We start from the raw sequence: 14,675 nt of genomic DNA, 5'->3' as shown, positions 1-14,675 counted from the left end.
TGCCTTAGAGCGGGCTAACGCGAATCAGGATGCCCAGGTTTCCGTGGTCAAGGTAGGTAAGTTCGCCGTTCTTCAGGCGAGTACCCTGGCGCAGGCGTTCGCTGCTGCTGATCAGGCCACTGCTGTCGAATTGGTTGATCCAGAAGTCGGCCTGGGCGTCGACACTGCGATCGAGGGTGAGTGCCAGGGTACCTTCCACGGGGTAATGCCCCAGCTGCGGTTCGCCGGACGTCACCGATACCGTGTTCGGAATCGCGGACAGGTTTTGCGACCAGGCCTTGTGCATTAGCACTTCGTAGCCGGCGTTGGGGTTCAGCTTGGCCGCTTCGCCATCCAGTGCGGTGCCGCGCTCGCTGCCGGAGATGGATTGGCTGCCTGCGGCCCAGTCGTCCGGTGCTGGCTGGCTGGCCGGGATGGGATCGCCTGCCTGGCGGAAGAGGATCATCTCCACCGAGTAGAGACCGTCGGCAAAGGCCGCCGGGGCCAGCAGGGCGAGCAGCAGGGCGAGGTTTCGGATAGCACGCATGGGTTGTTCCTTATAGGGGCAATCATTCCGCAGACTACTGCGGGGTCAGGCGTTCGAATAGCGCCTCGAGTGTGTTGAAGCGTTCTTCCGGGCGCTCCATGGGCACCTGGAATTTGAACAGGGTGGCGCCTTCGAACTTGTAGCGCTTGGGCTGGCCCTGGATCAGTTTGATCAGTACCAGCGGGTCGACGCAGGTCGAGGCGTCGAACTCGATGCGACCACCTTGGGGGCCGGCATCGACCTTCTTGATGCCGAGTTTCTCGGCCTGCAACTTGAGCAGGGTCGTGCGCACCAGGTGCTTGGTGGGCTCGGGCAACAGGCCAAAGCGATCGATCATCTCGACTTGCAATTCCTTCAGGCCGTCTTCGTCAGCCGCTGAGGCAATGCGTTTGTAGAGGATCAGGCGCGCATGCACGTCGGGCAGATAATCCTCGGGAATCAGCGCCGGCACCCTCAGGTTGATTTCCGGCCCGCCGCCCAGCGGCTGCTCAAGGTTCGGTTGCTCGCCCTTGCGTATGGCCTTCACCGCACGTTCGAGCATTTCCATGTAAAGGGTGAAACCGACGGCCTGGATCTGCCCGCTCTGGCCTTCGCCCAGCAGTTCGCCGGCGCCGCGGATTTCCAGGTCGTGGGTGGCAAGAACGAATCCGGCGCCCAGGTCCTGGGCGTTGGCGATGGCCTCCAGGCGCTTTTCGGCATCCGGGGTCATCTGCTTGCGCGGTGGTGTCAGTAGGTAGGCGTAAGCCTGGTGATGACTGCGGCCGACCCGACCTCGCAACTGGTGCAGCTGGGCCAGGCCGAATTTGTCGGCGCGTTCGATGACGATGGTGTTCGCGCTGGGTACGTCGATGCCGGTTTCGATGATGGTCGACGCCACCAGCACGTTGAAGCGCTTGTGGTAGAAGTCGCTCATCACCTGTTCGAGATCGCGTTCGCGCATCTGGCCGTGGCCAACGGCAATGCGCGCTTCAGGGACCAGTTCGGCCAGTTCGGCCGCGCACTTCTCGATGGTCGCCACCTCGTTGTGCAGGTAGTAGACCTGGCCGCCGCGCAGCAGCTCGCGGAGCAGGGCCTCCTTGATCGCAGTGTTCTGTCGCTCCATGACGAAGGTGCGCACCGACAGGCGGCGCGCTGGCGGCGTGGCGATGATCGACAGGTCGCGCATGCCCGCCACCGCCATGTTCAGGGTGCGCGGGATGGGCGTGGCGGTGAGGGTGAGGATGTCCACTTCGCTGCGCAGGGACTTCAGCTGTTCCTTCTGGCGCACGCCGAAACGGTGTTCCTCGTCGATAATCGCCAGGCCCAGGTCCTTGAAGCGCACGTCACCCTGCAGCAGCTTGTGGGTGCCGATGATGATGTCGATCTTGCCTTCGGCCAGTTGCTGCGCAGCGCCTTCCACTTCTTTGGCCGACTTGAAGCGGCTCATCACTTCCACGCTGACCGGCCAATCGGCGAAGCGGTCGCGGAAGCTGTTGTAGTGCTGCTGGGCGAGCAGGGTGGTGGGCACCAGCACCGCCACCTGGCGGCCGCTGTGCACGGCGACGAAGGCGGCGCGCATGGCGACTTCGGTCTTGCCGAAGCCAACGTCGCCGCAGACCAGGCGGTCCATGGGTTTGGGCGCCAGCATGTCGGCCAGCACGGCTTCGATGGCGGCCTGTTGGTCCGGCGTTTCCTCGAAGGGGAAGCCGGCGGAGAAGGTGGCGTAGTCGGCCTTCGGGTCCTTGAATGCATAGCCTTCGCGGGCGGCGCGGCGGGCATAGACGTCCAGCAGCTCGGCGGCGACATCGCGCACCTGCTCGGCGGCCTTGCGCTTGGCTTTCTGCCAGGTTTCCGAGCCAAGGCGGTGCAGCGGTGCCAGGGCATCGTCGCTGCCGGTGTAGCGGGCGATCAGGTGCAGGCTGGCCACCGGCACGTAGAGCTTGGCTTCCTCGGCGTATTGCAGGGCGAGGAACTCGGCGGCCTGGTCATCGATCTCCAGGGTGATCAGGCCAAGGTAGCGGCCGACGCCATGGTCGATGTGTACCACGGGTGCGCCCTCGCGCAGCTCGGCGAGGTTCTTGATCACGTTGTCGCCGGCGTCGCTGCGGCGTTCGCGGCGGCGTCGCTGCATCACCCGCTGGCCGAACAGTGGGCTTTCGGCGATCAGGGCCAGGCCCGGGTCGTCCAGTAGCAGCCCTTCATCCAGCGGCGCGATGGTAATGGCCAGGCGTTCGGAGCTGGCTACGAACTCCGGCCAGCCCTCGACCTCCTGTGGGCGCAGCTTGAGGCGCGCCAGCATTTCCAGCAGCACCTCGCGGCGGCCGGCGGACTCGGCGCTGAACAGCACGCGGCCGGGGAAGTCCTCGATAAAGCGACGCAGAGCTGCAAGGGGTTCGGTGGCCTTGGCCTGGATCGCCAGGTCGGGCAGGGCGCGGGCGGAGAAACGTTCGCGACCGACGCCGGGTTCGACGTCTTCCTGGCTCAGCACCAGCCTGGGCGAGCCTTTCAGGCGGGCGAAGCAGTCTTCCACCGGCAGGAACAGCTCGGCGGGTGGCACCAAGGGGCGTTCTGGGTCGACGCGACGCTCCTCGTAGCGATTGCGCACGTCGGTCCAGAACTGCTCGGCAGCCTGCTCGATGCCCGGCAGGGAAAACACCTGGGTGTCGGTCGGCAGGTAGTCGAAGAGCGTGGCCGTTTCCTCGAAGAACAACGGCAGGTAGTACTCGATGCCGGCCGGCGTGATGCCGCTGGCCAGGTCCTGGTAGATAGGGCAGCGGCGGAAGTCGACGTCGAAGCGCTCGCGGAAGCGGCCGCGAAAGTCGGTCACGGCCTTCTTGTCCAGTGGGAACTCGCGGGCCGGCAGCAGGCGGATCGATTCCACCTTGTCCACCGAACGCTGGGTTTCCGGATCGAAGGTTCGCAGGGTTTCGATCTCGTCGTCGAACAGGTCGATGCGATAGGGCAGGTCGCTGCCCATGGGGAACAGGTCGATCAGCGCGCCACGCACGGCGAACTCGCCGTGTTCGTACACCGTATCCACGCAGCGATAGCCGGCTGCTTCCAGGCGCAGGCGCATCTGCTCCACGTCCAGCTTCTGGCCGACATCCAGCACCAGGCTGGAACCCAGCAGGAAACGTGTCGGCGCAAGGCGGTGCAGGGCAGTGGTTATGGGCACCACAAGCACGCCGCGCTTGACCTCGGGCAGTCGGTAAAGGGTATCGACGCGCTGGGAAATGATGTCCTGGTGCGGCGAGAAGAGGTCGTAGGGCAGGGTTTCCCAGTCAGGAAAGTGCAGAACGTCGAGGTCAGGGGCGAAAAAGGCCAGCTCCTGTTCCAGGCGTTCGGCGGTCTGGCTGTCTGCCGTCAGCAGCAGCGTGAAACGCTTGCCGGCGCTGGCGGCTTCAGCGATCGCCAGGCTCAGGGCGGCACCAGGCAGATTGCCCCAGTGCTGCTTTCCGGCGGCGGAGGGGAGGGACGGGAGGCGCAGTACGGACACGGGCAAGAGGCTCCGGTCGGAAAAAGATCGGCGGATTGTAACTATCCCGACTAGCGGATGTCAGTGTTGAGGCTGCTGCTGATTGCCGGCTCCTGCGCGCGCCGTCATAATGTAGCCCCTTTTTTCATCCCCTACATATGTGGAAGGTACTGCCCGTGACTCAGAAGCCCGACCAGTGTCTCGGTGAATGGATCGATCGTGAAGCCCTCGCGGAAGCCATGATTCCGATGATCGGCCAGCTCTATCGCAACAACAACGTTGTGACTTCGATCTATGGCCGTGGCCTGATCAACCGCTCCGTGATTGCCATCCTCAAGGCCCATCGCTTTGCGCGTCACCGCCTGACCGACGAGGCCGAGCTGTCGGTCCACGAAACCTTCCCGATCCTCAAGGCCATGAGCGAGCTCAAGCTGGGCGCCGCTTCCGTGGACCTGGGCAAGATGGTTGCCAAGTTCAAGGCCGAGGGTAATGGCCGCAGCATCGAGCAGTTCACTAAGGACGAGCTGGTCGACGTGGTCGGCAAGCAGAACGGCGCTGCCCGCGAAGGCACCGACGTCGTTCTCTACGGCTTCGGCCGCATCGGCCGCCTGCTGGCGCGCATCCTGATCGAGAAGACCGGTGGCGGCGACGGCCTGCGCCTGCGCGCCATCGTCGTCCGCAAGGGCGCCGAGAACGATCTGGTCAAGCGTGCCAGCCTGCTGCGTCGCGACTCGGTGCATGGTCCGTTCGACGGCACCATCGTCATCGACGAAGCCAACAACACCCTGAGCGCCAACGGCAACCTGATCCAGGTGATCTACTCCAACGATCCGGCCTCGATCGACTACACCGCCTATGGCATCAAGAACGCCCTGCTGGTGGACAACACCGGCAAATGGCGTGACGCCGAAGGCCTGGGTCAGCACCTGAAATGCCCGGGTATCGACCGTGTCGTCCTGACCGCTCCGGGCAAGGGCGCGCTGAAGAACATCGTTCACGGCATCAACCACGGCGAAATCTCGGCCGACGACAAGATCATCTCCGCCGCTTCCTGCACCACCAACGCCATCGTGCCGGTGCTCAAGGCAGTGGACGATCAGTACGGCATCGTCAACGGCCACGTCGAAACCGTTCACTCGTACACCAACGACCAGAACCTGATCGACAACTTCCACAAAGGCAGCCGTCGCGGCCGCAGCGCTCCGCTGAACATGGTGATCACCGAGACGGGTGCTGCCACCGCAGCTGCCAAGGCTCTGCCGGTTCTGAAGGGCAAACTGACCGGTAACGCGATCCGCGTTCCGACGCCGAACGTCTCCATGGCGATCCTGAACCTGAACCTGGAGAAGGCCACCAGCCGCGAAGAGATCAACGAATACCTGCGCCAGATGGCCATGCATTCGGACCTGCACAAGCAGATCGATTACGTCTCTTCCCAGGAAGTGGTGTCCAGCGACTTCGTCGGCTCACGCCATGCTGGCGTGGTAGACGCCGAGGCCACCATCTGCAACGACAACCGCGTTGTGCTGTACGTCTGGTACGACAACGAGTTCGGTTACAGCTGCCAGGTGGTTCGAGTGATGGAAGATATGGCTGGTGTTAACCCGCCAGCTTTCCCGCGCTAAGCCTGTGTAATCGGAAAACGGGAGCTTTCGGGCTCCCGTTTTTCATTTTTGCGTCTGTAATCGGATAACAAGAATCGCTTGGGGATTTCCCAGATGGAAGGACATCACCTTCACCAAGGGCCGCTCAAAAGGGGTCTGAAAAACCGCCACATCCAGCTAATCGCGCTGGGCGGCGCCATCGGTACCGGCCTGTTCCTGGGCTCGGCCGGGGTGCTCAAGTCGGCGGGTCCGTCGATGATTCTCGGCTACGCCATTGCCGGCTTCTTCGCATTCCTGATCATGCGCCAGTTGGGCGAGATGATCGTCGAGGAGCCGGTTGCCGGTTCCTTCAGCCACTTCGCCCACAAGTACTGGGGCGGTTATGCGGGCTTCCTTTCCGGCTGGAACTACTGGGTGCTCTACGTGCTGGTAGGCATGGCTGAGTTGACTGCGGTAGGCAAGTACATCCAGTTCTGGTGGCCCGAGGTGCCGACCTGGGTGTCGGCTGCTGTGTTCTTCGTGCTGATCAACCTGATCAACCTGGCCAACGTGAAGGCGTTCGGCGAGACGGAGTTCTGGTTCGCGCTGATCAAGGTGGTGGCCATCATCGGCATGATCGTCCTCGGCATCTACCTGCTGGTCAGCGGTGAAGGTGGCCCGCAGGCTGCGGTCGACAACCTCTGGAGCCATGGCGGCTTCTTCCCCAATGGCCTGGAAGGCCTGGTGATGGTGCTGGCCATCATCATGTTCTCCTTCGGTGGTCTGGAGCTGATCGGCATCACTGCGGCCGAGGCCAGCGAGCCGAAGAAGGTGATCCCCAAGGCGATCAACCAGGTCATCTACCGCATCCTGATCTTCTACATCGGCGCGCTCAGTGTGCTGCTGATGCTCTATCCGTGGGACAAGCTGCTGGAGACCCTGGGGGCTGCTGGCGATCCGTACAGCGGAAGTCCGTTCGTGCAGATATTCTCGCTGATTGGCAGCGATACGGCGGCGCATATCCTCAACTTCGTGGTGCTGACTGCTGCGCTGTCGGTCTACAACAGCGGTGTCTACTGCAACAGCCGTATGCTCTATGGTCTGGCGGAGCAGGGTGATGCACCCAAGGTGCTGATGAAGGTGGACGACCGTGGTGTGCCAGTGTTGGCAATCGGTCTGTCGGCGCTGGTTACGCTGCTCTGTGTAGTGGTCAACTACCTGGTCCCGCAAAAGGCCCTGGAGCTGCTGATGGCGCTGGTGGTGGCGGCGTTGGTGATCAACTGGGCGATGATCAGCCTGTCGCACCTGAAGTTCCGCAAGTCCATGGACGAGCAGGGTGTCCAGCCGTTCTTCAAGGCACTCTGGTATCCGGTGGGCAACTACCTGTGTCTGGCCTTCGTGGCGTTGATCCTCGGTGTGATGCTAATGATTCCGGGTATCAACGTCTCGGTCTATGCCATTCCGTTCTGGCTGGCACTGATCGGCGTCTGCTATTACTTCAAGCGCTCTGCCGGGCGGGCTACCGCCCACTGATACAGCTTGCGGGTCGAATGGAAGCGGGAGCCACTGGCTCCCGTTTTTTATTGTGCACAGATTTGACCCAACGCTTCGCGGTCAAGGCGTGAATCGGTTATCGCCGTCTGACTCATTGTTCAGATTCGGACGCTTTGTTGCCTGAGGTTTCCTAAGTCGCTGAAAGAAAAGGACTTGGGTGGCAGGTGTGGGGATAGCTCTCTATAATCCGCCGCCTAACCGTTCGAAATGCAGCTCACTCGTACCAGCCGGCGCTGGGGCGATGCTGAGCATTTGGGTCTTGGGCCCAAGGCATTTCGGACAGAAATCCTGTTTCAGGCGAAACCAATGATCAGAATCAAGCGAGGGCTGGACCTGCCGGTGGCGGGTGAGCCAGCTCAGCGAATCGAGGCTGGGCGCCCGGTTCGGAGCGTTGCCGTCATCGGCTTCGACTACCACGGCATGAAACCGACCATGGACGTTCAGGTGGGGGATCGGGTCAAGCTCGGCCAGCCGCTGTTCTCCGACAAGAAAACCCCGGGGGTGATCTACACCGCTCCGGGGGCTGGTGTGATCAGCGCCATCCATCGCGGCGAGCAGCGCGTGCTGCAGTCCGTGGTGATTGATCTCGAAGGCGATGACGAGGTCAGCTTCGCGCACTATCCCGCCGAGCAACTCGACCAGCTCGACGCCCGGCAGGTGCGTGACAACCTGATCAGTTCCGGTCTGTGGACCGCCTTGCGTACTCGGCCGTTCAGCCGTGTGCCGGCCGTCGACGCCACGCCCAGCTCCATCTTCGTCACCGCCATGGATACCCATCCGCTGGCCGCTGATCCCGCCGTCGTGATTGCCGGACATGTGGCGGATTTCGAACATGGCCTCAAGGTCCTCGCCAGGCTGGCCCGTGTGTTCCTCTGCAAGGCCGAAGGCGCCGCGCTGCCGGGTGAAGGCCTGGCTCAGGTTCGCAGTGAGTCGTTTGCCGGCCCGCATCCCGCCGGACTGCCCGGAACCCATATCCACTTCCTCGATCCGGTCAGTGCCAGCAAGAGTGTCTGGTCCATCGGTTATCAGGACGTGATCGCCATCGGCAAACTGTTCACCACCGGCCACCTCTGGGTTGAGCGCGTAGTTTCCCTGGCGGGGCCCGTGGTGGAAAAACCTCGTCTGGTGCGTGCCCGCCTTGGCGCCAGTCTCGATGAGCTCACCGCTGGCGAACTGCAGCCAGGTGCCAACCGCGTGGTGTCCGGCTCCCTGCTGGGGGGGCGTACATCTCGTGGCGCCTGCGCCTATCTGGGCCGCTACCACCTACAAGTGTCCTGCCTGCGCGAAGGCAACGACCGCGAACTGCTGCATTACCTGCGCGCCGGGGTGAACAAGCACTCGGTGCTGAACATCTTCGTCTCCAAGCTGCTGGGTGGCCGCAAATTTGCCTTCAGTACCAGCACCAACGGCAGCCCGCGCGCCATGGTGCCGGTGGGCAACTACGAAGCAGTAATGCCCCTGGATATTCTGCCTACCCAACTCCTGCGCTACCTGATCGTCGGCGATACCGAGATGGCGCAGAAGCTCGGCTGCCTGGAGCTGGATGAAGAAGACCTGGCGCTGTGCAGCTATGTCTGCGCCGGCAAGTACGAGTACGGCCCCATCCTGCGGGACAACCTCAGCCGTATTGAGAAGGAGGGCTGACATGGGCCTGCGTAAATTCCTCGACCGGATCGAGCACAACTTCGAGCAGGGCGGCCGCTATGAAAAGTGGTACGCCCTGTACGAGGCGGTAGACACCTTCTTCTATCGTCCCGCCAATGTGACCCGAACCACCGCACATGTGCGCGACGGCATCGACCTCAAGCGCATGATGATCACCGTTTGGCTCTGCACCTTCCCGGCCATGTTCTTTGGCATGTGGAACGTTGGCTACCAGGCCAATCTGGTCTTTGCGCAGAGTCCTGACCTGCTGGCTGCGCAGGAAGGCTGGCGCTTCGCCTTGATCGGTTCCCTGGCCGGGTTCGACCCGAATAGCCTGTGGGACAACTTCATCCAGGGGGCCGCCTGGTTCCTGCCGATCTACGCCGTGACCTTCATCGTCGGCGGCTTTTGGGAAGTGCTGTTTGCCTCCATTCGCCGCCATGAAGTGAATGAAGGCTTCTTCGTCACCTCTGTGCTGTTCGCCCTGACCCTTCCGCCAAGCATCCCGCTCTGGCAGGTCGCGCTGGGCATCAGCTTCGGCGTCGTGCTGGGCAAGGAAGTCTTCGGCGGCACCGGCAAGAACTTCCTCAACCCGGCGTTGGCCGGCCGCGCCTTCCTGTTCTTCGCCTACCCGGCGCAGATTTCCGGCGATGCGGTCTGGACCGCAGTAGACGGATTTGCTGGCGCGACTTCGCTGAGCCTCGGGGCTGCCGGCGGCGTCGACAACATCATTGGCCACGGCATCACCTGGATGGATGCCTTCCTTGGCACTATTCACGGCTCCATCGGTGAAACCAGCACTCTGGCCATCCTGATCGGTGGTGGTGTGCTGCTGGTCACCCGCATTGCGTCCTGGCGTATCGTCGCCGGCGTGATGCTGGGCATGATCGCTACCACCTGGCTGTTCAATGCGATTGGTTCAGATACCAACCCCATGTTCGCCATGCCCTGGTACTGGCACCTGGTTCTGGGTGGCTTCGCCTTCGGCATGATGTTCATGGCGACCGACCCGGTGTCCGCGTCCATGACCAACACCGGCAAGTGGCTGTTTGGTGCGCTGATCGGCCTGATGGTAGTGCTGATCCGTGTGGTCAACCCGGCCTTCCCGGAAGGCATGATGCTGGCGATTCTCTTCGCCAACCTGTTCGCGCCGCTGATCGACCATTTCGTCGTCCAGGCCAATATCAAGCGGAGGCTGGCACGCAATGGCTAATCAGAAAGAATCCACTGTCCGCACCCTGATGGTGGCCCTGGTGGTCTGCTTGGTGTGTTCCGTATTCGTGGCAGGCGGAGCCGTTGCGCTGAAGCCGATTCAGGTGGAAAACCGCGAGCTGGATAAGCAGCGCAGCATTTTGACCATCGCGGGTCTGGCGCAGCCGGGCATGTCTGCCGATGAGGTCAAGAAACTCTACGCTGAACGCATCTCCGCCAAGGTGGTCGACTTGAACAGCGGCGACTTCTCTGTCGACATCCAGGCCGCCGGGTTCGACCCGCTGAAAGCCGCCAAGGACCCGAAGCTGTCCGACGCGCTGTCGGCTGAGCAAGACATTGCCTCCATCAAGCGCCGCGAGCGCTTTGCCACCGTTTACCTGGTGGAGCAGGATGGCCAGCTGCAGACGCTGATCCTGCCCGTACGTGGCTACGGTCTCTGGTCGACCCTGTACGGCTTCCTCGCGCTCAAGGGCGATCTCAATACCGTGGTCGGCCTCGGCTTCTACCAGCACGGCGAAACCCCGGGCCTCGGTGGCGAAGTGGACAATCCTAAATGGAAGGCGCTGTGGAACGGCAAGAGCCTGTTCGATGAGCAAGGCCAACTGGCCATCCAGATCATCAAGGGCAGTGTCGACGCGCAGTCGCCGAACGCCAGTCACCAGGTCGACGGCCTGGCCGGCGCCACGCTGACCAGCAAGGGCGTCAACAACCTGCTGCATTTCTGGCTGGGCAAGAACGGCTTCGGCCCATTCCTGGTCAAGCTGAATAACGGGGAGGCATGAGCATGGCGCAACCCACTATCCGGTCGGTCCTGCTGGACCCGATCCTGCACAACAATCCCATCGGCTTGCAGATCCTCGGGATCTGCTCGGCGCTGGCGGTCACCTCCAACCTGAAGACCGCGCTGGTGATGTCCATCGCCCTGACGCTGGTGACCGGCTTCTCCAACCTGTTCATTTCAATGATCCGCAGCCAGATCCCCAGCTCGATCCGCATGATTGTGCAGATGGTGATCATCGCCTCGCTGGTAATAGTGGTGGATCAGGTGCTTAAGGCCTACGCCTTCAGCCTGTCCAAGCAGCTGTCAGTGTTCGTCGGCCTGATCATCACCAACTGCATCGTGATGGGGCGTGCGGAAGCCTTCGCCATGGCCAACCCGCCGCTGTTGTCCTTCTTCGATGGCATTGGTAACGGCCTTGGCTACAGCGCCATGCTGATCGTCCTCGGCATCGTTCGCGAGTTGTTCGGTGCTGGAAAGTTGCTGGGCTACGAGATCCTGCCGGTGATCAACGATGGCGGTTGGTACCAACCCAACGGGCTGTTGCTGCTGCCGCCCTCGGCGTTCTTCCTGATCGGTCTGATCATCTGGGCCCTGCGTAGCTGGAAGACTGAACAGAAGGAGGCACCGGCCTACAAGATCGCGCCCCAGGTATCCAACAAGGAGGCCTACTGATGGAGCATTACCTCAGCCTGTTCGTGAAGGCCGTATTCGTCGAGAACATGGCGCTGGCCTTCTTCCTGGGCATGTGCACCTTCATCGCCATCTCGAAGAAGGTAGAAACGGCCATTGGCCTCGGTATCGCGGTGATCGTGGTGCAGGCCATCACCGTGCCGGCCAACAACCTGTTGTACAGCCTGCTGCTGAAGGATGGCGCGCTTGCTTGGGCCGGCCTGCCGGATGTGGACCTGTCCTTCCTCGGCTTGCTCAGCTACATCGGTGTGATCGCGGCCATCGTGCAGATCCTCGAGATGCTGCTCGACAAGTACGTACCCTCGCTCTACAACGCCCTCGGTGTGTTCCTGCCGCTGATCACGGTGAACTGCGCCATCATGGCCGGTTCGCTGTTCATGGTAGAACGCGACTACAACCTGGGTGAGAGCATGGTCTACGGCGTCGGCTCCGGTTTCTCCTGGGCCCTGGCCATCGCGATGCTGGCTGGCATCCGTGAGAAGCTGAAATACAGCGATGTCCCCGATGGTCTGCAGGGCCTCGGCATCACTTTCATCACCATCGGCCTGATGTCGCTCGGCTTCATGTCATTTTCTGGTGTGCAGCTCTAAGGACCGGACATGCTGAGTTTCGAAATCTTTCTCGCCATCGGCATGTTCACAGCCATCGTCCTGGGACTGGTGGTGATCATCCTGGCGGCTCGCGCCAAGCTGGTGTCCAGCGGCGACGTGAACATCGTGATAAACGGCGAGCGGACCATTACCGTGCCCGCCGGCGGCAAGCTGCTGCAGACCCTGGCATCCAACAACGTCTTCCTGTCTTCCGCCTGCGGCGGCGGTGGCACCTGCGCCCAGTGCAAGTGCGTCGTCGAAAGTGGTGGCGGTGAGATGTTGCCGACCGAAGAATCCCACTTCACCCGTCGTCAGGCGAAAGAAGGCTGGCGCCTCTCCTGTCAGACGCCGGTGAAGCAGGACATGCACATCGAAGTGCCGGAAGAAGTCTTCGGCGTGAAGAAGTGGGAATGCACGGTGGAGTCCAACCCCAACGTCGCCACCTTCATCAAGGAGCTGACCTTGCGCCTGCCGGAAGGGGAAAGCGTGGACTTCCGCGCCGGCGGTTATGTGCAGCTGGAATGCCCGCCCCACCAGGTGGCCTACAAGGACTTCGACATCCAGCCCGAGTACCGTGGCGACTGGGACAAGTTCAACCAATGGAAGTACGTATCCAAGGTCGACGAGACCGTGATCCGTGCCTATTCCATGGCCAACTACCCGGACGAAAAGGGCATCGTGAAGTTCAACATCCGTATTGCCTCTCCGCCACCGGGCAAAGATGACCTGCCGCCGGGGCAGATGTCGTCCTGGGTCTTCAGCCTCAAGCCGGGCGACAAGGTCACCGTGTACGGCCCCTTCGGCGAGTTCTTCGCCAAGGACACCGATGCCGAGATGGTCTTCATCGGCGGCGGTGCAGGCATGGCGCCCATGCGCTCGCACATTTTCGACCAGCTCAAGCGTCTGGGTTCCAAGCGCAAGATCAGCTTCTGGTACGGCGCACGCTCACTGCGCGAGGCTTTCTACACTGAAGAGTACGACCAGCTGCAGGCAGAGAACCCCAACTTCCAGTGGCACCTGGCGCTGTCCGATCCGCAGCCGGAAGATAACTGGACCGGCCTCAAGGGCTTCATCCACAACGTGCTGTTCGAGAACTACCTCAAGGACCACCCGGCCCCTGAGGATTGCGAGTTCTATATGTGCGGCCCGCCGATGATGAACGCCGCCGTGATTAAGATGCTGCTGGATCTGGGCGTTGAGCGGGAGAACATCCTGCTGGACGACTTTGGTGGCTAGGGCGCTCGTTTCGCTGCTCGCGGCCAGCCTGCTATTGGCTGGCTGCGATGGCGACTCGCTGGAGCAGTTCGGTGGCCCGACCATGGGCAGCAGCTACTCGGTGAAGTACGTACGCAGCGCTTCCGGCCCTACGGTCGAACAGGCCCGTCGCGAGGTGGAAGGCATCCTGGCGGAGATCGATCGTCAGATGTCCACCTACCGCGCCGATTCCGACGTGGAGCGCTTCAATGCCTTGCCGAGCGGCAGTTGCATGGCACTGCCGGCCCCGATGCTGGAACTGGTGTCGTTCGCAGCTGAATTGTCGAAGGACAGCGACGGCGCCTTCGATATGACCGTGGAACCGCTGCTCAACCTTTGGGGCTTCGGCTCGCAATCCCGTGGCGAGCAGGTACCCACTGCCGAAGCTATCGCTCTCGCGAAGGCCGGGGTCGGCCAGCAGCACTTGTCGATTCGTGGCCAGGAGCTGTGCAAGGACGCGCCGGTGCAACTGGACTTCAACAGCATTGCCGCCGGCTATGCGGTCGATCGCGTGGTTACGCGCTTGGGAGAGTTGGGCGTTGGCAGCACCCTGGTGGAAATCACCGGCGAGTTGAAGGCTGTTGGCCGCAAACCTGATGGCTCGCCCTGGCGAATCGCCATAGAAGCGCCGCGGGACGATCGCCAGGTAGCGCAGAAAATCATCCAGCTCGATGGGCTCGGCGTATCTACCTCGGGCGACTATCGCAACTATTTCGAGAAGGACGGCAAGCGATTTTCCCACACCCTCGATCCGTCTACGGGGGCGCCGATCAGCCACAACCTGGCTGCGGTCACGGTGGTGGATCAGTCCGCGCTGAGGGCGGACGGTCTGTCCACCTTGTTGATGGTGCTGGGGCCGGAGGCGGGCGAAGCCTATGCTGAGCGTCATGGCATCGCCGCCTTTTTCGTGACCCGCGTAGGGCAGGGCTTCGCCAGCCATGGCAGCAGCCGCTTCCGCGAGCTGTTCGAGAATGAGGAGAACTGAACATGACCTTTTTGCTGGTATTTCTGATCATGCTGTTGGTAGTGCTGGGCATGGCCGTGGGCGTGATCATGGGGCGCAAGCCCATTGCCGGATCCTGCGGTGGTATCGCCAACCTCGGCATCGAGAAGGAATGCTCGATTTGTGGCGGCAATCGCGAGAAGTGCGAAGAGGTAAGCCGCGAGGGCGATGTAGTGGATTCAAACCTCGCCTACGACGCGACCAAGCGCTAATGTGCAGCGCCAAGCGGCTCGGCTAAGCTGCACGCCAGTTCAAGGTCCCGCCCGGGATCGTCGAAACAGGTTCCGAATTCCGCGGTATCGAGAGCCGCGGACCTTGCCGGGGGGGGGGGGGGGGGGGGGGGGGCGGGGGGGGGGGGGGGGGGGGGGGGGTTGGGATAGGTCC

General features: G+C 62.2%; 12 protein-coding genes. 10 read left to right on the top strand and 2 right to left on the bottom strand.

What is annotated here, in order from left to right; all coding sequences use genetic code 11:
* Positions 1-4 precede the first annotated feature (4 nt).
* Positions 5-526 (bottom strand): CsiV family protein, encoded by a 522-nt coding sequence (locus AAHM40_RS21015; RefSeq protein ID WP_342246381.1) that lies wholly within the window; start codon positions 524-526, stop codon positions 5-7.
* Positions 527-560: 34 nt separating this feature from the next.
* Positions 561-4,001, bottom strand: coding sequence for a transcription-repair coupling factor (mfd, locus tag AAHM40_RS21010; protein ID WP_342246380.1), 3,441 nt, complete (start codon positions 3,999-4,001; stop codon positions 561-563).
* 137 nt (positions 4,002-4,138) lie between these two features.
* On the opposite strand from mfd, the gene AAHM40_RS21005 reads away from it, so the two are divergent.
* From AAHM40_RS21005 to nqrM, 10 genes are all read left to right on the top strand, one after another.
* The gene (locus AAHM40_RS21005; RefSeq protein WP_342246379.1) at positions 4,139-5,605 is read left to right on the top strand and encodes a glyceraldehyde-3-phosphate dehydrogenase; all 1,467 of its coding nucleotides are present in this window, start codon (positions 4,139-4,141) and stop codon (positions 5,603-5,605) included.
* 93 nt (positions 5,606-5,698) lie between these two features.
* Positions 5,699-7,096, top strand: a complete 1,398-nt coding sequence (locus AAHM40_RS21000; protein WP_342246378.1) for an amino acid permease — start codon at positions 5,699-5,701, stop codon at positions 7,094-7,096.
* Between the two features lie 327 nt (positions 7,097-7,423).
* Positions 7,424-8,761: a Na(+)-translocating NADH-quinone reductase subunit A gene (locus tag AAHM40_RS20995; protein ID WP_342246377.1), complete on the top strand. Its 1,338-nt coding sequence runs from the start codon at positions 7,424-7,426 to the stop codon at positions 8,759-8,761.
* Between the two features lies 1 nt (position 8,762).
* Positions 8,763-9,974: an NADH:ubiquinone reductase (Na(+)-transporting) subunit B gene (locus tag AAHM40_RS20990; protein ID WP_342246376.1), complete on the top strand. Its 1,212-nt coding sequence runs from the start codon at positions 8,763-8,765 to the stop codon at positions 9,972-9,974.
* A complete protein-coding gene (locus tag AAHM40_RS20985) occupies positions 9,967-10,755 on the top strand; it encodes a Na(+)-translocating NADH-quinone reductase subunit C (RefSeq protein WP_342246375.1) in 789 nt (262 codons plus the stop codon). The genes AAHM40_RS20990 and AAHM40_RS20985 overlap by 8 nt, the downstream gene beginning before the upstream one ends.
* Positions 10,752-11,426 carry an NADH:ubiquinone reductase (Na(+)-transporting) subunit D gene (locus AAHM40_RS20980; RefSeq protein WP_342246374.1) on the top strand — a complete coding sequence of 225 codons (675 nt, stop codon included), beginning with the start codon at positions 10,752-10,754 and terminating at the stop codon, positions 11,424-11,426. Before AAHM40_RS20985 ends, AAHM40_RS20980 begins: the two co-directional genes overlap by 4 nt.
* Positions 11,426-12,034, top strand: coding sequence for an NADH:ubiquinone reductase (Na(+)-transporting) subunit E (gene nqrE / locus AAHM40_RS20975; RefSeq protein ID WP_342246373.1), 609 nt, complete (start codon positions 11,426-11,428; stop codon positions 12,032-12,034). Before AAHM40_RS20980 ends, nqrE begins: the two co-directional genes overlap by 1 nt.
* A gap of 9 nt (positions 12,035-12,043) precedes the next feature.
* Positions 12,044-13,270: an NADH:ubiquinone reductase (Na(+)-transporting) subunit F gene (gene nqrF, locus AAHM40_RS20970; RefSeq protein ID WP_342246372.1), complete on the top strand. Its 1,227-nt coding sequence runs from the start codon at positions 12,044-12,046 to the stop codon at positions 13,268-13,270.
* Positions 13,263-14,273, top strand: coding sequence for an FAD:protein FMN transferase (locus tag AAHM40_RS20965; RefSeq protein WP_342246371.1), 1,011 nt, complete (start codon positions 13,263-13,265; stop codon positions 14,271-14,273). The genes nqrF and AAHM40_RS20965 overlap by 8 nt, the downstream gene beginning before the upstream one ends.
* A gap of 2 nt (positions 14,274-14,275) precedes the next feature.
* The gene (gene nqrM / locus AAHM40_RS20960; protein WP_342246370.1) at positions 14,276-14,503 is read left to right on the top strand and encodes a (Na+)-NQR maturation NqrM; all 228 of its coding nucleotides are present in this window, start codon (positions 14,276-14,278) and stop codon (positions 14,501-14,503) included.
* Positions 14,504-14,675: the final 172 nt, after the last annotated feature.

This window comes from Pseudomonas sp. OTU5201 (genome assembly GCF_038440135.1).
Classification (GTDB): domain Bacteria; phylum Pseudomonadota; class Gammaproteobacteria; order Pseudomonadales; family Pseudomonadaceae; genus Metapseudomonas; species Metapseudomonas resinovorans.
Note: the sequence above shows the minus strand (reverse complement) of the source record. Positions and strands in the feature narration are given on the sequence as shown.